Source organism: Pseudoalteromonas sp. S3431, assembly GCF_000690035.1.
In the GTDB taxonomy this organism is placed as follows: Bacteria; Pseudomonadota; Gammaproteobacteria; order Enterobacterales; family Alteromonadaceae; genus Pseudoalteromonas; species Pseudoalteromonas fuliginea.
Window position 1 is genome coordinate 1 of sequence record NZ_JJNY01000025.1, and the last position, 23,533, is coordinate 23,533.

Genomic DNA, 23,533 nt, shown 5'->3' on the forward strand with positions numbered 1-23,533 from the left:
AGCCCACTAGGTTACAAACCTCGCGCCGCGATTTAATCGTCCCTAGATTGAACAAATTTCAATCCACAAAGGTCAATACGCCCTAGTGAAATAAATTAATTTTGCAGATAACAAGCTTGCTAAGCACTTTTAATATACGTTAACTTGCTGTTTTAAGGTTTATTAGGAAAAGTTAGTGCAGTCAATTACGCTTGAGCAATTTAATGGTTACTTACAAGGGCAAGGTAAAAGTCGTTACGACATATGCAACCTAGATTGGCAAGTGAACCTAGGAGAACATTGGTTACTTTTAGGTGCTAATGGAGCTGGTAAATCTGCTCTGACAGCTGCGTTAATCGGTGAGGCTAAGTGCGAAACTGGTAAGCGTATAAGTAGTATTAATAAGCTTATGCTCGTATCTTCAGATTCGCATAAACAGTTACTAGCTCAAGAATTAGAGCATGAAAAGCACTCCCTCGTTAAAGACCTTATTTTTACAGGGCATAGTAATAATGATGAGTTATTAGCGCAGCTAATAAAATTATTTAAATTTAGCTCATTACTAAATAGGCATTTTAGAGACCTTTCAACGGGTGAAACTCGTAAACTCCTACTTATTAAAGCACTCAGCTCCCATAGTGAGTTAGTCGTGCTTGACGAGCCATTTCATGGACTCGACGTACAATCTTGCCAGCAACTTAATAAAATACTCATAGAGCTTAGCCACACGATTACTTTTGTTTTTGTGCTAAACCGCTTAGACGAAATCCCTTCATTCATTACTCACTATGGTTATGTAAACCAAGGCTGCTTGTTACATATTTTAGCAAAGCCAAGTAGTGAGCAATTAAGTGACTTACTAAAACTACTTCATTTAGAGCATACTTCATTGGATGTGCCATCTCCTGACGCCGAGCAAGAGCAAAAGACATTCACTGGTAATACCTTAGTTAAATTGAGTAATGCTAAAGTTAGTTATAGTGACGTAAGCATATTCAAAAATCTCAATTGGACTATAAAAAAGCATCAGCATTGGCAGCTTACTGGAGCGAACGGTTCAGGTAAAACATGCCTATTAAATTTAATAACAGGTGATAACCCACAGTGTTATAACAATGACATTGAAGTGTTCGGTTTTAAACGCGGAACCGGGGAGAGTATTTGGGATATAAAACAGCACATTGGTTTTATATCTAACGCGCTACATATGGATTACCGCGTAAGTATATCGGCTTTAAATACTGTTATTTCAGGTTTTTACGACAGCATAGGTTTATATCAAAAACCGAGCGATGCACAAATTAATATTGCTAAGCAGTGGCTGGCATTTATTGGTTTAAGTGACAAGAAAAATACCTCATTCACCCAGCTTTCGTACGGCGATCAACGTATGCTTTTAATTGTGCGAGCTATGGTAAAGCATCCAACATTACTTATTTTAGACGAACCTTGCTTAGGCTTAGATGAAGCAAACAGGCAACGTGTACTGCTACTAATAGAGAAAATTTGTGCTGCCAATACAAGTACTGTGATTTATGTAAATCATCATGCGGCAGACAAAATTAAAGGAATAGAGAATTACTTAAAAATAGAAGACTTTCATTAAAAACTCAGAGAAAGGTTGAGCGAAAATTCACTCAACCCATTTTTATTTTAAAGACGAGTAACGCTAAAGCCTTTATCTCGAAGTTGTTTAAGTAACCCGTGTTTTTCAGGTAAATGCAGAGCGCCTACAGCAATAAATAGCTGCTCGTTTGCTAAACGCGGTGTGAGTTGTTTAACCCAATTATTATTGCGGTTAGTTAGCATTACTTGCTCGCTAATTTCACCATAATTACTGTCATCAAAACTCATGTTGTAGTAATCGGTTAGTGTATCCATGTCACCGCTTTTCCATGCATTAACTAACTTGATAAAGTAAGTATTAATATCGGCTAGTTGCTCAAAGGTTTCTTCAATCATTTCATTGCTTAATAGCGCCATGCCATCAAACATTTGTAGTTGTTGTTCTAGGGTTTCAAGCTCGCCAATTTTAATATTATGCTCTTTAGCATAACTAAGCACTTGCTTGTCTATGCCGGTTTTATCTGAATATCCTGCATTTTGAAATTCAATTTGCATCATAGTCACCATAACAGCCCAAGGCTTTAAGCCATTAAACATAGCAATATCAATCGACTTTTTAGCAAAGTAATCTTTTAGCTTGGTATAATTTTGCTTTGAAAGCTCAGTTTGCAGTGTTTTACCGTCACTTAGCATCATAAATGGCATTGAGCGCTGTTGCATTTCAAGTGGTGTAAGTTTGCTTATATCAACTTCAACAATGACTTCTTTGCTTGCGCTAATCGCATCGGTTACATTTTTAGGTAAGCCTTTCATGCTGGCATCACCAACGTGTACGGTGCCAAATAAGTAAGAGCTAACGCCATTTTTTTCTATTTTATATAAGGCAGGAGCAGCGTAGCTGTTAAGGCTAAATGTTATAAGTAATGCCACAATAAAAAAGTGGCTAATACGGGTAAGAGCATTCATGGTTTGTCCTTAAAATCTCAAAATTAGTAGTGTAAATACTAACCTAAATTTACTTCAGAGGTAACGTTAATATAAACGTTAACGTATTGTTTTCGGTATTACTGGCCGTAATAGTAAAGCCATTTAAGTTACATAAGCTCTGTACAATTGATAATCCTAAACCATGGCGCTGATTATTAGTTCTAGATGAATCTAGCTGATAGAGCGGGTCAAAAATAGCAGTGAGCTGTTCACCACTTAGTGGTTTATTTACTTTGTTACTAACAGAGATGCTCATGTTTGTGCTGTTATTTACGGCAGTTAATTTAATTGGCGCCTCAGGAAGTCCATAAAATAGTGCGTTATCGATTAAGTTACATAAAATGGTACTTAAACTAAATTCGTCAACACTAAGCGTAAGTTCGCCACTTATTTCGTTATTTAAACGCGTTTTGATACTTGGATGCTTAAAGGTCAGCTCATCAATAATTTGATTTACTAAGTTATTTAGCATGATATTTTGTGCATTCAATTGCATAGCACTACTACTTGAGCACTGCAATAATAAGAGGTTGCTAACAATTGTTTTCATACGCTGTGAAATATTAAGCACATCACTGGTATAGGTGTCGCTAATGCGTTTATCGTCAGGGTAGCGAATAGCCACCTCTGAGAGGCTTATTAGTTCAGCTATTGGGGTTTTAAGCTCGTGTGCAATGTCGCTTGTTAGGCGTTTTTCATTACTATAGAGTTGCTGATTAACGGTAATAAACTTATTTAGCTCGTTACGTATTGGTTCTATTTCTTCTACTTTAAAGTCGCTTTCTATTGTTTGCGCAACACCGGTAATATCGAGTAACTTAATTTGGTCGTTTAAGTTGTGTAGCGGGTGCAGGCCTTTATTTACAATACGTGTCACTAAATAGCGCACACCAAACACACCAAGTACACAGGTTAAAATAAAGACCACATCAATAATAATCAGTACTTTATTAAGTTCGGCTGTCGGCGCTGCAATCGCAAGAGTCATGGTATTAAACACAGCAGAGTGAGTGGGGTTTCTATCGTCTTTTTGGGCTACAAAGTGACTTATAAGTGCGCGGCCATCACGCCCGTTAGGAAGCTCGTAATCTATAATTTTAGATTCGTTTATCGGCATTTCTAAAAAAGGTAGGTTAGCATTTTCATAAAGCGCTAATGAGTCCGAGCGTTCAAACACATCACTGCCATGCCATAATTGGTAAAACTCCGTGGCATCAGCTGCTTCATACTCCGACATAAACTCACCAGCAAAATCAAATTCAACTACGTTGTTGTCATCTTCAACTAAGGTTTTTAAGTAGTTAGCTTTGTTAGTTAAAGACTGATTGAACTGATCTTCCACCCAAGTATCAACACTTAAATCAACGGTTAAAAATATGGTGAATAAAATAACCGAGATCACGGCGCTAATATTATTAACGAGTTTACGTCTTATTGAGTGACTTTTATTTTGTTGTTGCGACATAACCAAATCCACGTTTGTTTTTTATCGGGAGCTCGCCATCAAACTGTCTTACTTTTTTACGTATGGTTGAGATGTGTGCTTCAAGCGCATTTTTAGAGAGCATATCAAACTGACCTACCACCGCTTCACTTATAAGCTCGAGCCCTAATACTCGCTCTGGGGCGTTAAATAAGCATTCTATTATTTTGTATTCATTGCGAGTGAGCTCAATGGCATGTTGCTCGTAATGAAGAGTTTTAAGTGACAGATCTAATACGCAATTACCTACGGTAAGGGTATTTTGTTGGTTTTGTAGTGAACCACGACGAAGTAATGCAAGGACACGAGCATGGAGTTCTTCAAACGAAAATGGCTTAGTTAAATAATCGTCAGCGCCTTTCATAAGGCCGCTAATTTTATCTTGAGGCTCACTTCTTGCTGACAAAATTAGCACACGGCTTTGGCTATTACTGCTGCGCAGTGCTTGTAAAATACTCATGCCATCAACGCTTGGTAGCATTAAATCAAGTACGAGGAGGTCGTAGTTTCCACTTAGTGCCATACTCAACCCTGCTGAGCCATCACCAGTTTCATCTACGGTAAAACCAAGGTTGCTAAGGCCAACTTGCAAGCTGCGTCTTAGTGCTTCAGAGTCTTCAATAACGAGGATTTTCATGTTTACTCGGTTTATAAAAATAGCCTTGTTACTTTAACAAGGCTTTATTATCAAGTCACTTGGTTAATGATACCAACCATTTGTGTAGGCTAGATTACCCAAGTTCGCATGGGCTAGGGCTTTTTTTACTAATTGCTCATCGTTTTCACATGGCACAAGCTGGTTATTGCTATACGTATAGGTGGTTGCTGGTTTTTGTGGTTGTAACACCACCACTTTATTATCGTGCATGTAGGCAAAGTTTTTGTCGTATTGCATCATTGCGCGTTGTTTGTTGTCGCTAATTGGCTTTGATAAATCATGACCTATCATAGGGTGCTTACCACTTGCGCCAATTAAAGACAGTAGAGTAACAGGAATATCGAGCTGGCTGGCTAGTTGGCTATCTCGTTTATGGGTAATACCTTTACCAAAAATAACGGCCGGAATTTTAAAGTGATCAACCGGTACTAAACTCGCCCCAGATACGCGCGAGTCGTGATCGGCAATAACTATAAATACAGTGTCGTCCCAGTAGCTCGATTTTTTAGCTTTTTCGATAAAGGTGCCTAGTGCGTAATCGGCATACTTGGCAGCATTATTACGAGTTTGTTTTTGTTTATCGTACAGCGTTATTTTATCGTCAGGAAAGTCATACGGACTATGGTTAGAACTTGAGAATATAAGACTAAAAAAGGGTTTGTTTTGATTTTTAAGCTTAGTAAGTTCTATGTTGGCTTGGTCGTACAAGTCTTCGTCTGATGCGCCCCACGAGCCATTAAAGTCTATTTTTTTAAAATTATTTGTATCTACGATACTTTTAAAACCGTTGCCTAAAAAGAAGCTGCGCATGTTATCAAAATGGCTTTCGCCCCCATAAATAAACTGCGTGTTGTAATTTTTCTTCGCTAAAAAATCAGCAATGGTAAAAAAGTCACGCTGTGATTTATCAAGCTTAACAACCGCACGCGAAGGCGTTGGTGTAAATCCTGTAATTACCGCCTCAATACCACGCACTGAACGTGTACCCGTGGCGTATAAATTATCAAACCCCCAGCCTTGTTTATAAAGGGCGTCTATATTAGGTGTAAGTGGTAAACCGCCAAGCGTGCCTACATAACGAGCACCTAAACTTTCTTGTAAAATAATGACTAGATTTTTTGGTTTACCTATATTACTTGCTTCATGAAACGTTTTTGTAGGGGCGGTTACATCACTAAATGTGCCTTGCGTATTTTGCATGTTACTACGCACAATACTAAGTAATTCATCGGTGGGCATTTTACCGTAATAGTCTTGACTCGATTGCTCATTAGAAAGTTGCTTAACTGCAAACGCGACGCTATAAAGTGAGTTAAGGGTTAAGTCGTTAAGTAAGTGATCGGTAGAAAACGAGACCATGGCGGGGTTAAGTGGTCTGTGCCCTAATGAGTTGCGGGCGCCAAAAATAGTTAAGCATACTAAAACAAGCGCTAAAATTGATTGATTTAAGCCTGTTAGTGATGACTGGCTTTGCCATTGATTGCTAAATACTTTACTTGCAAATTTACAGCTTAAAACAAGTGCTATAACAGCAATAAATACTTCTAACTTATAGCCTGAAAAAATCATTTTTGAGACTTCTTTAGGGTAAATTAAATATTCTATAAATAAGCGGTTTGGGCGTAAATCGTACTCGTTTATAAACGTAGGCGTAATCACTTCAAAAAAAACAAGTAAAGCAGACATCGTCACTAAATAAATTTTAATGAGGCCGCGTACTTTATTTTGCCAACCTACGCTTTGCATCAGTAAAGTAAGTAGTAATGCGGGCATAATAATGTAGCTTAGAGTGGCTATATCTACTCTTAACCCACCTATAAATATAGATAACCACGCATGCAATCCAAATACACGCTCCCCTTGCCATACACTTAGTCCAAAGCGAGCAAGTGTTAAAAAGCTAAGTGCCAAAACAGTAAATACAACAAAAATCCATATAGGGCCAAGTGCATTTTGTATTTTAGGTATAAAAGTTAGCTTTATGCCCATAACACAGCCCACCAAATAAGAGCGGCAATTAGCATAGCTATAAACACGCTTGCAGAGGCTATATCTTTAGCTAGCCCCGAAAGCTCATGGTATTCACTGCCAATTCTATCAACTACAACCTCAACTGCTGTATTTACCAGCTCAGCAAACAATACAAAAAGCAGGCTGGCTATAAGCAGTAATTTATCCTTTAGTGCAATTTCTTGTAGCCACACAAACACACCGAGTAACGAAAACAGTGCTAGCTCTTGTTGGAACGCCGCTTCAAATCGACTCATCCATTTTAAGCCGTTAAAAGAATGGCTTAAGGTAAAAATAAGGCGCATTAAGCCTTGGCGTTTTATAACGGTTTTATTACTCATAGTTTTATTTCGCTTGGTGTTGTTTGGCAGCTAGCAAGTAAATCAAGTGATGCCTGATACGTTTTGCTTTTAATGCCAATTAAATTTAAAAGGGTGTGAAAAATATTGTTGTGTGAGCGTGCAGCAGTGGTGTCTAAATTAGCCAAGCAGGTATTGGTAATGCGCTGATTATGCTCATCAGCCCACATATAAAGAGGAACATGCGTTTGTGTGCTAGGTGCAAAGCTATACGGAAAACCATGTAAATAAGCCCCACCTTCGCCAAGTGATTCGCCATGATCGGAGACATATAAAAACTGTTTATCTATGTTGTTTGGCAGTGCTTTTAATTGCTCAATTACCTGGGCGTTAACAAAGTCGCTGTACGCAATTGTGTTGTCGTAGGTATTAACTAATTCATCGAGTGAGCAGTTTTGAATGTCGCTTCTGTCGCACGTGGGCGTAAATTGCTTAAATTTTTCTGGGTAGCGTTTAAAGTAGGTTGGCCCGTGTGAGCCCATCATATGTAGGACAATAACGGTGTTAGCTTGGCTTAAATTAGCTAGTTTGCGTTTAAGTGGAGCAAGGAGTGCTTCATCAAAACAATATTTCCCATCGCAAAGCGCTGATGGGGTGGTTGGGATATCAATATTAACAACACGGGTGCATACATTTTTACAGCCACTGTTGTTATCAACCCACAGTACGTCGCTGCCAGCTTGTTGTGCTAAGTCAACCAGGTTTTGTTGGTTGTCGGCTGCTAATCGATCAAAGTTATTTTGTGTTTGCAGTGAAAACATACACGGCACAGACACAGCCGTAGCGGTGCCACAAGACGCCACATTATTAAAATACGTTACATTATGCTTTTGTGTATAAGGGGTGGTGTTGCGCTTATAACCTTGATAAGCAAAGTTTTCTGCTCGTGCGGTTTCGCCAACAACCATAACTGTTACGCTGGTGGTGTTAGGCGCAATAAGAGTGGGTGTTGCATCTATATTTTTAAATTCCATATTGGTATACAGCAGCTGATCGCGCATATATTTATAACTGCTAGAGAGGTATTGAAAGGGAATAATTTCTTTTTTCAAAATGCGGTTATTGCGGCCTGTGGCTGCGTAGTCGGCGTAAAAGTTTACGACCACTAAAGCAATTAATGAGCAGCACGCTACAATAAGTTTTATACGACTAATCGCTTCTTGGTGAGGGCGGGTAAAGTGTATTTTTACTTTGCTTAATATAAAAACAGGTAGCGCACAAAACAGTAGTAGAAAGCCTATGAGCTGCGGATTTAAATAGCTCAGCGCTTCACTTGAGTCTGTTTCGAACGTGTTTTGAATCATCGAATAGTCAAACACTACGCCGTAATTTAATGAGCCGTAAAGCACGGCACTCGAAATTATCAGTAAAAGGTAGTTAATTGGTTTTAGTAACCACCTAACCGACACTATCGAAAAGAAAATGATTAAAAGGCATAACAAAAGTAGCGGGACTGAAAGTAAAAATAGCCATGAAAAAGATGCAAGAGAGGTTATGGCGCTAAACGAACCTTGAATAAAAGGAATGTTTATAACTAAACAGTAATAACAGGCAATCATCACTACAAAGGCATTTGCACTACAGTGAATGTAAAACCGCTTACTACGATTTGGCTTTTTTTGTACTGGTGTTTGACTAGTTACGTTCATATTTAGGCTCGTTTAAAATAACAACGCCATGCTATGCAACAACACTTAAGAGTCGCTTAAGAGAACCTACGCATTACCTGAAGGTGATAAATAATTTTATTTATAAAAATATTCTCAAAAATTAATCAAACCTTAAATAAGGGATATAAGAATAGTGAATTTCTGAGAATAAAATTAGAGCATAAAAAAACCACTACCAGCTTATATAGTGAATTTTAAAACCTGATAAATTGCCTTTTAGTCTTTTTGTTAGATTAACTTTGGTGTTGACTTAAAGGGCTTAGCGCGGTACTAATATAAAAAGAAAGCGAAGGAATAACCTTCGCGATAATTGAACAAAATTTGGTATTAATTACATGCTTACAAACGCACTTAACCTAGTCCTGATTATTATCGTGGTGATTATTCCCGCGAGGGCTTCGTAGTGCTTTAAAAACTTAAGCATTAAAAAAGCCCTCCGCACTTAACCGTTCGGAGGGCTTTTTAGTTTTAAGGGTAAAATTTGTAATTGGGTTGTCACTGAGGAATGAGGGTTTATTAATGACAGGCGCAGAACTAACAATCGACTTATTGGCCAAACACGGCGTAAATGAAGTATTTGGCTACCCAGGCGGAGCTATTATGCCAATTTACGATGCGCTGTATGGCGCGCCAGTCAAACACTACCTAACTCGCCATGAGCAAGGTGCAGGGTTTGCAGCAGTTGGTTATGCTCGCAGCACACGTAAATTAGGCGTATGTTTTGCAACATCTGGCCCAGGTGCAACTAATTTAATAACCGCTCTTGCTGATGCGATGATGGACTCAGTACCATTATTGGCGATCACTGGCCAAGTGCCTACTGCAGCTATTGGTTCAGATGCCTTTCAAGAAATAGATGTACTAGGTATGTCGCTTTCGTGTACTAAGCACAGCTACATGGTAGAACGAGCTGAAGACTTAGCAGAGATATTACAAGAAGCGATTCATTTAGCGCAAAGCGGCCGCCCAGGTCCTGTACTTGTCGATATCCCAAAAGATATTCAAATGGCGCAAGTCCCTTTTAAACCTTGGCTAGCAGCTGATGAATACTTACCAGAGTTAGATTTAAAGCAAGTTGCTATTGCTAATCAATTGTTGAGTGAGGCTAAACAGCCTGTAGCGTATGTAGGTGGTGGTGTACAAGCCGCTGATGCGCAAGACGAGCTAATGCAATTTTTAAATAAAACGCAGATGCCAGCTGTATCAACACTTAAAGCGTTGGGTAGTGTGTTACCAGATTACGAACATTACTTAGGTATGTTGGGTATGCATGGTGGTCAAGCTGCTAATATCGCAGTGCAAGAATGTGATGTACTTGTATGTATAGGGGCGCGCTTTGATGACCGCGTAACAGGTAACTTAGCTAAATTTGCAGCTAAAGCTAAAGTAATCCATTTAGATATCGATGCTGCTGAAGTTGGTAAGCGAAAACCTGCTAAAGCTTCATTAATTGCTGATTTAAAAACGTCGTTACCCGCACTTGAGTGCTTTGTAACCCCTAAAGCTTGGTGTGATACAAATAAAGAAATGAATATTAAGCATGCTTGGCGTTACGACTACCCAGGTGAGAAGGTTTTTGCACCGTACTTATTAAACCAACTAAGCCAACGCATGCCAAAAACAGGGGTTGTGTGCTGCGATGTAGGTCAGCACCAAATGTGGGTAGCACAACACATGAAGTTTACTCACCCGAGTAATCATTTAAGCAGTGGTGGTGCAGGCACAATGGGCTTTGGTTTACCGGCTGCTATTGGCGCACAAGTAGCACGCCCTGATGACTTTGTTATCACTGTATCGGGCGATGGCTCAATAATGATGAATATTCAAGAGTTGGCCACGATTCGCCGTAATAATTTACCTGTAAAAATATTAATTTTAGATAACCAACGTTTAGGGATGGTTCGCCAATGGCAGGAACTATTTTTTGAAGGGCGTTATTCTGAAACTAACCTGTCGGATAACCCAGACTTTGTTCAATTAGCCGCTGTATTTGGTATTCCTGGGCAAACAATAACTCACGCTAATCAAGTTGATGATGCGATAACTGCATTAGTTAATAGTAAAGGGCCGTACATAGTACATGCCTGTATTGATGATAAAGAAAATGTTTGGCCACTTGTACCACCTGGGGCTGCTAACGACGAAATGATGACGGAGAAAGCAAAATGAAACATAGCCTAAATATTGCATTAAAAAGCCAAAGTATAGCGGTAGAGCGCTTTTTACGAGTGGTGCGTCATCGTGGTTTTGACCTTACGCATTTTCAGCTCAATATGGATGATGGTTTTTATAATGTAGACATGACGGTAGATAGTGATAAACCAATTTACCTATTAACCAGCCAGTTAAATAAGCTGGTGGATGTCAAAGAAGTCACTTTACAAAATTTACAGCAACAACAGGCTGTGTAATTACGAATTAAAAAATAATTTACGAGTAACTGAGTCTCTCGGTTATTCACCAATTTTAGAATGAGGAATGCCCGCTTATATTGCGGCAAAAACTGAGGTAACTATGGCTAAATTAAGAAGTGCAACAACAACTGAAGGACGTAAACGTGCAGGCGCAAGAGCATTATGGCGCGCAACAGGTATGACAGACTCTGATTTTGGTAAACCGATTATTGCCGTAGTTAACTCGTTTACACAATTTGTACCAGGGCATGTACACCTTAATCAGCTTAGTGAGCTTATGGGTGAGACGATAACCCAAGCGGGTGGCGTTCCTAAAGAATTTAATACCATTGCGATTGATGATGGCATTGCGATGGGACACGGCGGTATGCTTTATTCGCTGCCTTCACGCGATTTAATTGCTGACTCGGTTGAATACATGGTAAATGGTCACTGCGCCGATGCGATGATTTGTATTTCAAACTGCGACAAAATCACTCCTGGGATGATGCTTGCAGCGCTACGTTTAAACATACCGGTAATATTTGTATCGGGCGGCCCAATGGAAGCGGGTAAAACTAAACTTGCTAACATCGACATTAAACTTGATTTAGTCGATGCCATGGTTAAAGGCGCAGATGAATCGGTAAGTGATGCAGATTCAGAACAAGTAGAGCGCTCTGCGTGTCCAACATGTGGTTCGTGTTCAGGCATGTTTACTGCAAACTCAATGAACTGTTTGTTAGAGGCAATAGGTTTAGCACTTCCGGGTAACGGCACGACGCTTGCGACTCATAAAGACCGTAAACAACTTTATGTTGAAGCGGGGGCTCGTATTGTTGATTTATGTCGTGAGTATTACCAAAAAGATAATCAAGATGTATTGCCACGTGCTATTGCTAACAAAACAGCCTTTATGAATGCAATGGTTGTTGATATTGCAATGGGTGGCTCGTCAAATACGGTATTGCATTTACTTGCTGCAGCGCAAGAAGCGGGCGTAGATTTTGATATGTCGCACATTGATGCGCTTTCTCGTAAAACACCGTTTTTATGTAAAGTGGCACCAGCAACACCAGAGTATCATATTGAAGATGTACATCGTGCTGGTGGCATGATGGCAGTTGTACGCGAGCTTGGTAAAGCGGGCTTAGTTGATATGTCGGTTAATCATGTCGCTGGGTCAACTATGGCCGAGCTTGTTAAAAAATGGGATGCAACAGATCCTACTAACGAAGCGGCGCGCAAATTTTACCGTGCGGGTCCTGCGGGCATTCGTACAACTAAAGCAATGAGCCAAGAGTGTCGTTGGGACGAGGGCGATAATGACCGTGTGAATGGGTGTATTCGAAGCGTTGAACACGCTTTTCGCCAAGACGGTGGTTTAGCTGTGCTTTCGGGTAATCTAGCTGTTGATGGTTGTGTTGTAAAAAGTGCTGGCGTAGTTGATGAAATGCTACATTTTGAAGGCACCGCCATTGTATACGAATCACAAGATGATTCAGTAGAAGGGATTTTAAATAACGAAGTAAAAGCCGGTGATGTTGTTGTTATTCGTTATGAAGGGCCTAGAGGCGGGCCAGGTATGCAAGAAATGCTATACCCAACTAGCTACTTAAAATCAAAAGGCCTAGCTGAAAAATGTGCACTTATTACTGATGGTCGCTTTTCGGGTGGTACTTCGGGTTTATCAATTGGTCATGTGTCACCAGAGGCAGCAAGTGGTGGTGCAATTGCTTATGTTGAAAATGGCGACAAAATCATTATTGATATCGCAACCCGTGAAATTACGTTAGCGTTAAGTGATGAAGAGCTTGAAGCACGTAAACAAAAACAATTAGCACGCGGAAAACTGGCGTACAAACCAGTTGATCGTGAGCGCTATGTATCGTCTGCTTTAAAGGCTTATGCATTACTTGCAACAAGTGCTGATAAAGGCGCAGTGCGTGACTTAGCTAAATTGGAGGCGCTTAGTTAATTATGGTCTCTCAAGAGCTCGATTATTTTCGCGCTATTATTCAAGCAAACATGGAGCCTTTGGCTAAAGTTACCGAGGTCAGCGAAATGGCTGAGCTTGGTGCTAAATTAGGTAACCATGTTTGGTTAAAGCGTGAAGACCAACAGCCCGTGTATTCATTTAAATTACGCGGTGCGTATAACAAATTAAATAAATTACCTAAAGGCTCAGTGGTGATTACTGCTTCTGCGGGTAATCATGCTCAAGGGGTTGCACTAAGTGCTTCTCACTTAGGGCATCAAGCTACAATTGTAATGCCAGTAACAACGCCTGAAATAAAAGTAAGCGCGGTACGCGCGCTTGGCGGTGAAGTTGTGCTACATGGGCATCATTTTGATGCCGCAAAAGCACATGCGCTTGAGCTTACAGAGCAACGAAACGGTATATTTGTTCCACCATTTGATGACCCTGACGTCATTGTTGGTCAAGGTACTGTGGCGCGCGAGTTAATGCAGCAATTAAACGAGCTTGATGCTGTGTTTATTCCTGTTGGCGGCGGTGGCTTACTTGCTGGTATGGCGGTTTATATTAAATCGCTGCGTCCAGATATAAAAGTAATTGGCGTAGAAGCCGATGAAAGTGCATGTTTACAAGCGGCACTTAAAGCCGGTAAACCGGTAGAGCTTGATCGCGTTGGCAGTTTTGCCGATGGCGTAGCGGTTAAAATTATTGGCACTGAAACATTTCGCTTAGCGCAAAAGTTTTGTGATGAAGTTATAACCGTTACCAGCGACGAAATATGTGCTGCCATGCAGGATATTTTTGTATCTACCCGTGCAATTGCAGAGCCTTCAGGTGCACTTGCAACGGCAGGGCTTAAAAAGTGGAGCCAACAGTCAGGGTTAAAAGGGTTACATTTAGCGGCTGTGCTTTCGGGTGCTAATTTAAACTTTGATCGCCTGCGTTATGTTGCAGAGCGCACTGCGCTGGGTGAAAAAAACGAAGCGTTATTAGCGGTTACTATTAAAGAAGAAAAAGGCAGTTTTAAACAGTTTTGTGCTTCTTTAGGTGGCCGTGCTATTACTGAGTTTAACTACCGTTATGCAGGACCTGGTGAAGCACAAATATTTGTAGGTATTGCCCTGCGCCAAGGCGAGCAAGAGCTTAATGAGCTAAAGCAAGACTTAACAAATAATGATTACCAATTTTGCGACCTGTCGGATAACGAACTCGCTAAATTACATGTGCGCTATATGGTTGGCGGAAAAGCACCAGAGCAATTACATGAGCGCTTACTTCGCTTTGAATTTCCTGAATATCCAGGTGCGCTTGCACGCTTTTTAGATACTTTAGGTAGTAATTGGAACATTACCTTATTTCATTATCGTAATCACGGTGGTTCGATGGGGAATGTACTGGCAGGTTTTGCTATTGAGCCAAGTCAGTATGAGATGTTTAACGAGCACTTAAACCGTTTAGGTTACAGTGTACAAGATGAAACACAAAATCCGTGCTTTAGCCAATTTTTAACATCAAAGCCGCAAGCAGAAAAAGCCGAAAAACTCGCCTCAGTATAGTCCTTCTTTAAAGGCAGGCACCTAACTAGGGTGCTTGCTTTATCGCAAATTTTACATATAGTTACAGGTAATCGTCATACTTTTTGAGGGCACTTGGTTGCTATTAAAAGGATTAATTTTTGTATTGTGTTTTTTTTGTAGTCACATAGTGGCGCAAGAATCAGTTACATTACAGCTAAAATGGACGCATCAGTTTCAGTTTGCCGGTTATTATATGGCAGAGCAAAAAGGCTTTTATAATGAAGCAGGCCTTGATGTAACTATAAAACCAGCTAATCCAATGATGCCTGATACTTTTGGTCCTGTTGCCAATGGAGAAGCACAGTTTGGTGTCGGACATTCAGGTATTTTACAGCAACGTATTAATGGACAACCTCTTGTTGCTATGGCTGCCTTATTACAGTTTTCACCTTACTGCTGGATGGTTAAAGACACGTCTGATATTTTTCATCCACGTGACTTTGTTAATAAACGTATCACTGCGGTGAGCAAAAATGATGGCACCGAACTACTTATTATGCTTAAACGCAGTGGCGTTGATGTCGATAAACTCAAACTTTACGATGGCGAAAATCCAGATCAGGCTTGGATTGAAAACAAGCTAGATGCTATGCAAGTGTATGTTACTAACCAGCCGTACTACATGACTCAGCAAGGTGTATCTCACCGGCTTATATGCCCACAGCGTTATGGTATGGATGTATATGGAGATATTTTATTTACCAGCGAAAGTATGCTTAAAAAAAATCCGCAAACGGTGGAAAAGTTTTATCAAGCAAGCCTAAAAGGCTGGCGCTATGCGATGATGAATATGGATGAAGCTATTGCGGTAACCCAGCAAAGATATGCACCGAGTAAAAGTTTTCATCAGCTCGCTTTTGAGGCCGAAGTACTAAGGGATTATATAACGCCACCCACGACCAGTTTAGGGCATATGTCGATAGCAAAATGGCGTTTAATTGCTGATCTATATGCAATTGAGCAAAATGAATTTGATGAGGTGAAAGCGAATTTTATATATAAATATCAAGAACCCGAAAAAGTGCAGTTATCGTGGATGTTAATTGCTGCGATGATTATTAGTATTGTTTCTATTCCTCTGTATTTACGTTTAATATTCAGCAAAAAATAACCACTTAATGAGAGTTCATCGAGCTGGTATAATTAATTGTCTTTTTTATACTTTAAGCAGTTATGACTTTAGCGGAACAATTTTTTGCACTTGATTCATTACTCATGCGTAATCGTCATTATTGGCAGTGCACTGCGTTTGATTTTGACGCGATTCCTTGGGAAGATCTGCAAGACACACTCAATAATCTAACGGATGATCAAGTAATCGCACTTGATAATGATCAAGATAAACTATATCAATTTTTTAGCAATCATATAAACCAACTTGATGAGCTCGCTAATTTATGCGAATTACCTAGCACCGCACACGCGAAAGTTGATTATCCTTTTTGGCTGAGTAACGGCATTAAAGGCCGTAAATTTGAGCAGTTAAAAGATTTTGTATCTGCACTACCTAATACTAAGCAACCAGTTTTAGAATGGTGCGCCGGTAAAGGGCACTTAGGGCGAATGCTTGCGTTTAATGGCGCAAGTAATGTGCATAGTATTGAACTGCAACAAAGCTTATGCGAGCAAGGACAAAAAAGTGTACAGCAACAAGGCTTGGTAATGCACTTTAGCCAAGCAAATGTATTAAAAGACGATATCACTCAATTTTTTAATACAGATATGCATGCTGTAGCACTTCACGCATGTGGAGGTTTACACCAAACATTTATGCGCCAAGCAAGTTTAGCAAAAGTACAACAAATTAGTTTTTCACCTTGTTGTTATCATTTATTTACGGCTAATGAATACCTTGCAATGAGTGAGGTTGCAAAACAAAGTGGACTAAACCTAACACACCGCGATTTAAAGCTCGCTTTACAAGAAACTGTTACTGCGCCTTCTCGTTTAGAAAAAGTGCGCAAAACAGAACTAGAATGGCGACTCGGTTTTGATGCACTAAGAAAGTCGATTACTGGCGAACAACACTACGTAAGTGTTCCTTCGGTTAATAAAGCTATATTCTCAGATTCGTTTAAATCATTTTGCGGATGGGCAGCAGAAAAAAAGACACTAAACATACCTCAAGATACTGATTACAATAAATATTTATCTATTGGGCAGGCTCGAAAAAAAATAACTGATCGCGTTGAACTGGTTCGACATGTGTTCAGAAGGGCAATTGAGGTTTGGCTTGTGCTCGATCGTGCTTTATATTTGCAACAGCAAGGCTATCAAGTAAGCGTTAAAACGTTTTGTGAAAAGCAGTTAACGCCTCGCAATATTTTGATTCTTGCTAATATCCACTAAATTTCCGCCCTCGACTTAATAAGAGATGCAATGAGAAAGTTAAAAAATTTATTCGATAACAATAAACGTTGGGCTGCTCGTACAAGTGAAGCAGACCCTGAGTTTTTTAAAATTTTATCTATGCAACAAAATCCTGAATATTTATGGATTGGTTGCTCAGACTCTCGTGTACCTGCTAATCAAATAGTTGATTTACTACCAGGCGAATTATTTGTACATCGTAACGTTGCTAACGTGGTTGTACATACCGATCATAACTGTTTATCTGTTATGCAGTACGCTGTAGAGGTTTTAAAAGTAAAACATATCATGGTTGTGGGGCATTACGGTTGTGGTGGCGTGCAAGCCGTTTTAAGCAATGCAAAGTTTGGCTTTATTGACAACTGGCTACGCCATGTAGGGGATGTAAAAGAAAAGCACCTTGAACAACTTGACGCAATGCCAGAAAGCGAACGATTAAGCCGCCTTATTGAGCTAAATGTAATAGAGCAAGTACGTAATGTATGCCGTACTAATATAGTGCAAGATGCGTGGGAGCGTGGCCAAGAGCTAAGCGTTCATGGTTGGGTGTATGGTTTAGAAAACGGGCATCTTCATGATCTAGAATCTGTAGTGACGTGCGCGAGCGAAGAAACGCAAAGCTATAAAAGAGCAGTACAACACGTACTTAATAAAGTGGGTGAGAGTAAATAAATTCATGACTAAAACGGCGGTATTAATTGGTGCTACAGGTTTGGTCGGTAATGAGTTGCTCCATAAGCTACTTAATAGCGAGCATTATACCAAAGTGGTTACGTTGAGCCGTCGGGCTTTGCCTATTTTACACGCAAAGCTAGTTAATCATGTTATTGATTTTGAAAAATTAACTCAATACGTTGAGCTGTTTAAAGGTGATGTATTGTTTTCGTGTTTGGGCACCACCCGTAAGCAAGCTGGATCGATACAAGCTCAGCGTAAAGTTGATTTTGATTATCAGTTTATAGCGGCGCAGTTAGCGGCATGTAATGGGGTTACGCATTATTGTTTAGTGTCATCAAGCGGGGCGAACACGCACAGCAATAGCCCTTATTTAAAAATGAAGGGTGAGCTTGAGCAGCATATAAAAGCACTCGCTTTTGATAAAGTAAGCATTTTTCAACCGTCTTTATTGTTAGGTGATCGTGAGCAATTTAGAGTGGCAGAAAAAATAGGCAGTATTATTTTTCCTGTTATTACACGACTTCCATTTTTAAAGCGTTACAAACCAATAACTGGCGAGCAAGTTGCGCAAAAAATGCTGAGTGTGAGTTTAGCGCAACAGACTAAGTTATTTTATTACGTACTTGATGAGCTATTTGAATAAACTTAGTAAAACGCAAAAGGCAGCCTAAGCTGCCTTTGTAATTATTCAGTATCAGTCTCAGTGCTAAGTTGTTGCTCAAGCAATGCAACTTTAGCTTCAAGTTCGGTTAACTTTTCGCGAGTACGAATAAGTACTTGGCTTTGCACATCAAATTCTTCACGGCTCACAAAGTCCATCTCAGCAAGCTTGTTTTGTAAAACTTGCTTTGTTTTACCTTCGAGTGTGTCTGCTAGGTTTTTTACACCTTGTGGCATATTGCTAGTAATTTGCTTAGCAATTTCTTCAAGTTTTGCTGGGTTGATCATATTTGTCCCTTCGGCATTGCCTAAATGATAATAACTAATATTACCTTATACCCACGGTATTTAACACATGATCATCTTTACCTTAATTAATTAAGGCAATTGCTATGCTCGCAGTAATGGTTACGTTAAAATTGTGTGTCTTTTAAATTTCTTTGGTCGTTATGAAACTCAATCCTAAACAAGATGAAGCCGTAAAATATATTAGTGGTCCATGCTTAGTACTCGCAGGCGCAGGCTCTGGTAAAACCCGTGTTATTACGAATAAAATCGCTTATTTAGTGAAAAAATGTGAGTACAAAGCGCGAAATATAGCCGCCGTTACTTTTACCAATAAAGCAGCTAAAGAAATGCGTGAGCGAGTACTGCAAACGCTCGGTAAGCAAGACGCTAAAGGTTTATGGGTATCAACGTTTCATACACTAGGTTTAGAAATAATAAAAAAAGAATTAAGCACATTGGGGTTTAAACCTGGCTTTTCGTTATTTGATGATCAAGATACTAATCAGCTTCTTAGTGAGCTCACCGAAGACGAACTAAAAAAAGACAAAGACCTACTCAAACTACTTAAAATGGAAATTGGTAGTTGGAAAAACGAATTAGTACTGCCAGAGCAAGCAATACGTGAAGCGCGCGATGCGCAAAAAGCCTTGTTTGCACAGCTTTATGCTCGCTATCAAAATCAGCTACGTGCATATAACGCACTGGATTTTGATGATTTAATTATGATCCCTACTTTGTTACTCACTAATAATGCCACTTCGCGTGAGCGTTGGCAGCAACGCTTTAAATATTTGCTGGTGGATGAGTATCAAGATACCAATACAAGCCAATATCAACTTGTTAAATTGCTAGTAGGCGAGCGTGCCCGTTTTACCGTGGTAGGTGATGACGACCAATCAATTTATTCTTGGCGTGGTGCACGTCCGCAAAACTTAGTGTTATTAGGTAAAGACTACCCAGGGCTTAGGCTAATAAAGCTTGAGCAAAATTATCGAAGTGCAGGGCGAATACTAAAAGCGGCTAACATTTTAATTGCGAATAACCCACATGACATAGAGAAAAAGTTATTTAGTGAACTAGGTTATGGTGAGCCGATTAAAGTAATAGGGTGCCGCGATGAAGAGCATGAATCTGAGCGCGTAGTTGCTGAAATAATCTCACATAAGTTTATGAAGCGAACCAGCTATAAAGATTACGCGATTTTATATCGTGGTAATCATCAAGCACGTGGCTTTGAAAAATCACTAATGAGTAACCGTATCCCTTATAAAATTAGTGGCGGTATGTCGTTTTTCGCTCGCTCAGAAATTAAAGATATTATGGCGTATTTACGTTTGCTAGTTAATCAAGATGATGACAATGCTTTTTTACGTATCGTAAATACACCGCGACGCGAAATAGGTACGGTTACCCTTGAAAAGCTTGGTACGCTTGCTAATGAAAAACATGCGAGCTTGTTTGCTACTTGCTTTGATAACGATTTAGGCTACAGATTAAAAGGGCGTGGCTTTAATGCGCTTGCTGGGTTTGCTCGTTGGGTTGTTGAGCTATCTGATAACGCGGTACGAAGCGACACGCTCGAAGCAGTTAAAGACTTGGTGCGTAATATTAACTACGAGGCGTATTTGTACGAGTCGTCCCCTAGCGCAAAAGCCGCTGAAATGCGCATGAAAAACGTATCCGAGCTATATCGTTGGATCACCGATATGTTGACCGGTGATGCCGATAACGAACCAATGACATTGGCTGAGGTTGTTAGTAAGCTAACCCTTCGCGATATGCTTGAGCGTAACGAAGAAGAAGATGAAACTGATGCAGTGCACTTATCAACACTACATGCATCAAAGGGCTTAGAGTACCCATACGTATTTATGGTGGGTATGGAAGAGGGCTTACTTCCGCATCAGGTCAGTATTGATGAGGACAACGTAGATGAAGAACGCCGCTTAGCTTATGTTGGTATTACTCGTGCTCAGCAGGAGTTAACACTTACTTATGCAAAAATTCGTCGTCAATTTGGTGAAACCTCACAAACTGAGTTAAGCCGATTTGTACAAGAGTTACCGCAGGACGATCTCGCGTTCGAAAACAAAAAGGCGCCAAATACGCAAGCAGAGCGCATGGAAAAAGGCCAAGCAAGAGTCGCTAATTTACGGGCTATGTTTAATAAAAAACCTGAGTAATTAACTACTATAAAGGGTAATTTCTTAGCTGAGCTGTGATTGCGTTGTGCTTGTTGGAGATTGCTCAGCGCAAACAAGAGAATGTTGTTTACCGACAAAAAAAGCTAAACCGTGTTTATCTAATAATGTTCTAAAGTTGAGTATTGATGGGCCCTTGGCTATTACCTTTATTGTTTTAAGTTTAGTTATTGCTAATACGCCTTGTAACTGAAAATCATAGCTTTCCTGCTGTAGAATACGCTTGCTAAATGTTGAACTTAGTAATAAATAGTCGAAGTTAACGTCGGTTAATAAATTAAGTTCACATCTATCTCTAGCAAAATTGTTTAATCCAATGGAGTAGCCAAGCTGGGGAAGTTTTTTTAGATTTTCGAGTTGTGTAGCACATGCATGGCGAATTTCTTGCTCATCAAATAATAGACAAAGCTGGCTTTGGCCAATTTGTTTGCTCAGTACTTCGGTGAATAAAGTAAATTCATGAGGCTCTAATAACAGGCAAGAGCAGGGCACAAGTGCCATACTTACATTAGCTTCAAGCGCTTGTGCATAAGCTCGTTGTAGTAGCTGTAATTCTACCTCAAGATGCTGTTCTTTGTCGGATGCAAACTTTTTCAAAATATCAAAGCTAGTAAAACCAAGTATTGGGTGTTCACCAAATGCTTCAAATAATGATTCAGATTGATGTTGCTCATCTAAGGTAATAATTTCTGAGCTTCTAAAGCTCATTGGTAATGCATCTAAATGATGCAATATATGTAATTCTTGCTGTGATACTGATTGTGACAAGAGTGGATGAAATAACTCGTAGCGATTTCGGCCCGAATTTTTTGCATAATACATAGCTGCATCAGCATCGCGAATAATTTCGTCTGTGTGTGTATAGTCGTGCTTTGAGTAGGTTATTCCTATACTCGCGCCGCTTTGAAGAGAGGTACCTTTTAAACTAAATGGTTTCTTCATTAAATCAATAATACGATTTGCAACGTCTTCCGCTTGCTGTGGCTCGGTTAAATGCGTTAATAAAATAACAAATTCATCCCCGCCTAAGCGAGCAAGTAAATCGTGCTCGCGTATGCACTGAGAAAATAGCTCTGCGACACTAATTAAAAATTGATCACCGGCATGATGTCCTAACTGGTCGTTTATATCTTTAAATTTGTCTAAATCTATAAATAACACAGCAAAATGATGTTCAGGAAAGCGTTGAAAATGTTGTAGCGTTTTTTCTAGTTGTGTTAAAAATAAACTACGATTAGGCAAACTAGTGAGAGAGTCATGATGTGCATCATGATAAAGCTGCTGTTCTATTTTTTTTCGCTCTTCCATTTGCATTTGTAAATGTAAATTAGTTTGACGTAACTCTTTCGTTTTTTCGCTCACCCGAAACTCTAGCTCTTGGTGGCTTTTTTTTATTGCTTGGTTAGCTAGTTTGGTTTGCAATACAGCTGCAATTTGATGCGATACAAAGGTGATAAGTTCGCAATCATCTTGGTTAAAAATATGTTTGTTGTAATAGGCTTGGCAAACAATTAAACCCATAACTCCTTGCGAGGTCTTTAGTGGAGCACCCAACCAACTGGTGGCCATTTGCTCTTTTTTTACTGGTTTAGCTCGTTGTACTACGCCTTTCTCTATTAATTTTTTTGCTCTGCACGGATGTATAAGTTGTGTTTCTTCGGTGCTTATAACTAGCTCACTATAGCCTTTAGCAAAGCGTCTTGGTTGCGTATTATCTTTAAATTCATCAACACAATAAGGAAAGCTGATCCAGCCAGATTCTTTATCATAAAGTGCAATATATAAATTTTCTGCATAGGTAATTGTTTTTATTATTTCATGTATTTTAACGTAAGCATCGTTAAGGTTTTTAGCTTGAGTCGCTAATTCTGAAATTTTAAATAGAATTTGTTGACGTTGAAGTGCGCGTTTTCGTTGCTCTATTTCTAGGTTTAATGCGTCATTACTCTGAGTGAGTGCACGGGTACGAATTTTAACTTCTGATTCTAATAGCTCTCGTTTTTTAACACGCTCTATTGCTGTTGCTAAGTAAAGTGACATAACCTCAAGCAATTGTATTTGCTGGTCACTGTAACCTTTTCGAGTATCGTAACTTTGTGCAGCGAGCACACCAATGATATTTCTTTCCTGATAAACAGGTACGCCAACCCAATGCTCGGCGGGGGTGCCTAATGCTTTAAATAAACCTTTTGCAGCTGCGTCTTGCATTTGCTGCTTAGTAAAACAGGTTGTTTTGCCTTGTTTAAATACATAGCCAGTCGCGCCTTCATCAAAGCTGTTTGTTTGGTTGAGTGCAACTGCAATTCCATCTTTTTCATCTGAAAAGTAAGAAAGCTCTAATGATTGTGTGTCTTGGTTCGATAAAACGACATAAAAACTTTTACTAGGCACATATTTTTGTAAAATGTCATGGATAGCGGGATATAACAGAGTTAACTCAGCAACAGTACTAGCTTGCTCTGATAGTTGGATCAGCGCATTTTGTAGGTGATGGGATTGTTTGTACTTTTCGAGTAGCACTTTAAGGCGCTTGTTTTGATACGCTAACTTACTCGATGCTGAGAGTTTATCTTCCAATGACGTTAACCGACTATTATTATTGTATAGTTATTAGCCTTATAATTTCATTTTTAGCGGCGATCGTCAAGTGGATATTACCCTAATTAAGGCGCTAAA

Annotated in this window: 18 protein-coding genes; 10 read left to right on the forward strand and 8 right to left on the reverse strand. The window is 39.6% G+C overall.

Annotated features, from left to right (window positions below; all coding sequences use genetic code 11):
* The first annotated feature begins 175 nt into the window (after positions 1-175).
* Positions 176-1,585, forward strand: coding sequence for an ATP-binding cassette domain-containing protein (locus DO88_RS12660; protein WP_033038529.1), 1,410 nt, complete (start codon positions 176-178; stop codon positions 1,583-1,585).
* 47 nt (positions 1,586-1,632) lie between these two features.
* Here the strand turns inward: DO88_RS12660 and DO88_RS12655 are convergent, their stop codons facing one another.
* The 6 genes from DO88_RS12655 to DO88_RS12630 all read right to left on the reverse strand — a co-directional run bounded on the left by DO88_RS12655 (position 1,633) and on the right by DO88_RS12630 (position 8,691).
* A complete protein-coding gene (locus DO88_RS12655; RefSeq protein ID WP_033038531.1) occupies positions 1,633-2,511 on the reverse strand; it encodes a TraB/GumN family protein in 879 nt (292 codons plus the stop codon).
* A 49-nt stretch (positions 2,512-2,560) separates the two neighbouring features.
* Positions 2,561-3,997, reverse strand: coding sequence for a sensor histidine kinase (locus DO88_RS12650; protein ID WP_033038533.1), 1,437 nt, complete (start codon positions 3,995-3,997; stop codon positions 2,561-2,563).
* Positions 3,978-4,652 (reverse strand): response regulator transcription factor, encoded by a 675-nt coding sequence (locus DO88_RS12645; RefSeq protein ID WP_033038535.1) that lies wholly within the window; start codon positions 4,650-4,652, stop codon positions 3,978-3,980. The genes DO88_RS12650 and DO88_RS12645 overlap by 20 nt, the downstream gene beginning before the upstream one ends.
* Before the next feature lie 63 nt (positions 4,653-4,715).
* Complete coding sequence (locus tag DO88_RS12640) at positions 4,716-6,662, reverse strand: LTA synthase family protein (protein WP_033038537.1); 1,947 nt, start codon at positions 6,660-6,662, stop codon at positions 4,716-4,718.
* The gene (locus tag DO88_RS12635; RefSeq protein WP_007377290.1) at positions 6,653-7,024 is read right to left on the reverse strand and encodes a diacylglycerol kinase; all 372 of its coding nucleotides are present in this window, start codon (positions 7,022-7,024) and stop codon (positions 6,653-6,655) included. Before DO88_RS12635 ends, DO88_RS12640 begins: the two co-directional genes overlap by 10 nt.
* Complete coding sequence (locus DO88_RS12630; RefSeq protein WP_033038541.1) at positions 7,021-8,691, reverse strand: phosphoethanolamine transferase; 1,671 nt, start codon at positions 8,689-8,691, stop codon at positions 7,021-7,023. Before DO88_RS12630 ends, DO88_RS12635 begins: the two co-directional genes overlap by 4 nt.
* 540 nt (positions 8,692-9,231) lie before the next feature.
* Here DO88_RS12630 and ilvG point away from each other — a divergent pair.
* The 8 genes from ilvG to DO88_RS12590 all read left to right on the forward strand — a co-directional run bounded on the left by ilvG (position 9,232) and on the right by DO88_RS12590 (position 18,351).
* The gene (ilvG, locus tag DO88_RS12625) at positions 9,232-10,881 is read left to right on the forward strand and encodes an acetolactate synthase 2 catalytic subunit (protein ID WP_002959891.1); all 1,650 of its coding nucleotides are present in this window, start codon (positions 9,232-9,234) and stop codon (positions 10,879-10,881) included.
* Positions 10,878-11,123 (forward strand): acetolactate synthase 2 small subunit, encoded by a 246-nt coding sequence (ilvM, locus tag DO88_RS12620; protein WP_033028818.1) that lies wholly within the window; start codon positions 10,878-10,880, stop codon positions 11,121-11,123. Before ilvG ends, ilvM begins: the two co-directional genes overlap by 4 nt.
* A 103-nt stretch (positions 11,124-11,226) precedes the next feature.
* Positions 11,227-13,083: a dihydroxy-acid dehydratase gene (gene ilvD / locus DO88_RS12615; protein ID WP_033016146.1), complete on the forward strand. Its 1,857-nt coding sequence runs from the start codon at positions 11,227-11,229 to the stop codon at positions 13,081-13,083.
* A 2-nt stretch (positions 13,084-13,085) separates the two neighbouring features.
* On the forward strand, positions 13,086-14,639 hold the full coding sequence (gene ilvA / locus DO88_RS12610; protein WP_008137709.1) for a threonine ammonia-lyase, biosynthetic: 1,554 nt from the start codon (positions 13,086-13,088) through the stop codon (positions 14,637-14,639).
* Positions 14,640-14,736: 97 nt separating this feature from the next.
* Positions 14,737-15,771, forward strand: a complete 1,035-nt coding sequence (locus DO88_RS12605) for an ABC transporter substrate-binding protein (RefSeq protein WP_084166015.1) — start codon at positions 14,737-14,739, stop codon at positions 15,769-15,771.
* 62 nt (positions 15,772-15,833) lie between these two features.
* The gene (locus DO88_RS12600) at positions 15,834-17,009 is read left to right on the forward strand and encodes a methyltransferase (RefSeq protein ID WP_033038543.1); all 1,176 of its coding nucleotides are present in this window, start codon (positions 15,834-15,836) and stop codon (positions 17,007-17,009) included.
* A gap of 30 nt (positions 17,010-17,039) precedes the next feature.
* Positions 17,040-17,702 (forward strand): carbonate dehydratase, encoded by a 663-nt coding sequence (can, locus tag DO88_RS12595; protein WP_007377282.1) that lies wholly within the window; start codon positions 17,040-17,042, stop codon positions 17,700-17,702.
* 4 nt (positions 17,703-17,706) lie between these two features.
* Positions 17,707-18,351, forward strand: coding sequence for an NAD(P)H-binding protein (locus tag DO88_RS12590; protein ID WP_007377281.1), 645 nt, complete (start codon positions 17,707-17,709; stop codon positions 18,349-18,351).
* A 41-nt stretch (positions 18,352-18,392) separates the two neighbouring features.
* On the opposite strand, the gene ubiK is transcribed toward DO88_RS12590, so the two are convergent.
* Positions 18,393-18,656: a ubiquinone biosynthesis accessory factor UbiK gene (ubiK, locus tag DO88_RS12585; RefSeq protein WP_007377280.1), complete on the reverse strand. Its 264-nt coding sequence runs from the start codon at positions 18,654-18,656 to the stop codon at positions 18,393-18,395.
* A 161-nt stretch (positions 18,657-18,817) separates the two neighbouring features.
* Between ubiK and rep the strand changes: the two genes are divergently transcribed.
* Positions 18,818-20,839 (forward strand): DNA helicase Rep, encoded by a 2,022-nt coding sequence (gene rep, locus DO88_RS12580; protein WP_033028820.1) that lies wholly within the window; start codon positions 18,818-18,820, stop codon positions 20,837-20,839.
* A gap of 24 nt (positions 20,840-20,863) precedes the next feature.
* Here rep and DO88_RS12575 read toward each other — a convergent pair whose 3' ends face one another.
* Positions 20,864-23,434: a bifunctional diguanylate cyclase/phosphodiesterase gene (locus DO88_RS12575; RefSeq protein ID WP_008137697.1), complete on the reverse strand. Its 2,571-nt coding sequence runs from the start codon at positions 23,432-23,434 to the stop codon at positions 20,864-20,866.
* Positions 23,435-23,533: the final 99 nt, after the last annotated feature.